Source organism: Oleiphilus sp. HI0067 (genome assembly GCF_001635735.1).
This window is the reverse complement of sequence record NZ_LWFI01000918.1, coordinates 1-850: the sequence shown is the minus strand read 5'-3', so window position 1 is coordinate 850 and position 850 is coordinate 1. Positions and strand designations below refer to the sequence as shown.

At 42.9% G+C, this 850-nt stretch carries 2 protein-coding genes; both read right to left on the bottom strand.

Annotation, left to right across the window (positions count from 1 at the left end; all coding sequences use genetic code 11):
• A partial coding sequence (locus A3739_RS10705) for a hypothetical protein (RefSeq protein ID WP_197472270.1) occupies positions 1-612 on the bottom strand: 612 nt, incomplete at its 3' end.
• A 48-nt stretch (positions 613-660) separates the two neighbouring features.
• A partial coding sequence (locus A3739_RS30855; RefSeq protein ID WP_231877065.1) for a DUF6436 domain-containing protein occupies positions 661-850 on the bottom strand: 190 nt, incomplete at its 5' end.

Here is an 850-nt window from a genome sequence, read left to right as displayed (position 1 = left end):
AATCGAAAGGTCAATTTTATCTTCCTTTACGATCGCGCGTGTTGTGGTGCTAAGTTCTATAGATGCGAGGAATTCTTTTTTAAGATCGATAGACATCCATACGATGACAGCGGACTCTATAACAACGTATGCTGCGTGGAGAAATATCACGCTAATGCCAAGTTCTGTGCTGGGTAATACCCAAACATTTACTCCGCCTGATTGCAGATAGAAAAAGCTAAGGTGGTGTGTGGCTATTGTTGCAGCCGCTGCGAGAACCGGGGCCCAGTCTCGATAGTAGAGCAGCAAGGCGATTAACACGAACACACTAAAGTGAAATTCCAGCATGCCGTGTGCTTGCTGAATATGTAGTGACGTCATAATCATAAACGCCGTGCCAATGAAAAGGCGAGTGACTAATGCTCCGGGCGCAAAGTGTCTGATAAGCAGTGCAGTACCAAAAGTACCACCGCCGATAAACATAGCTTCAACCCATGAGTTGTATAATGGAGCAATCGCAAACGAAATGGTAAATAATAAGCTCATGATAGCGAGCATTACTTTATCCGCTTTCATGTAGTGTTCACGCAGCAACGTCTCGTTCACCGAGCTTTCTTGTTTTGAATACATCATAACTTAGACTATCTGTTTACCTGTTTACCTGTTTATCTGTTTATCTGTTTATCTGTTTATTTGTTTATCTATTGAATTATTCCAAGGACAAAAACATCCATTACCTAGCACGTTAAATTGTGGCTGTTTATACCCTTCGTACCATTGTTCTAGACGCGACATGACAAGATCCTCTCCTTGTCCGCATACGTCACCCGAAGAATAGGGACCGTGATAGAGAATTTCGCCCTCTGGTGAA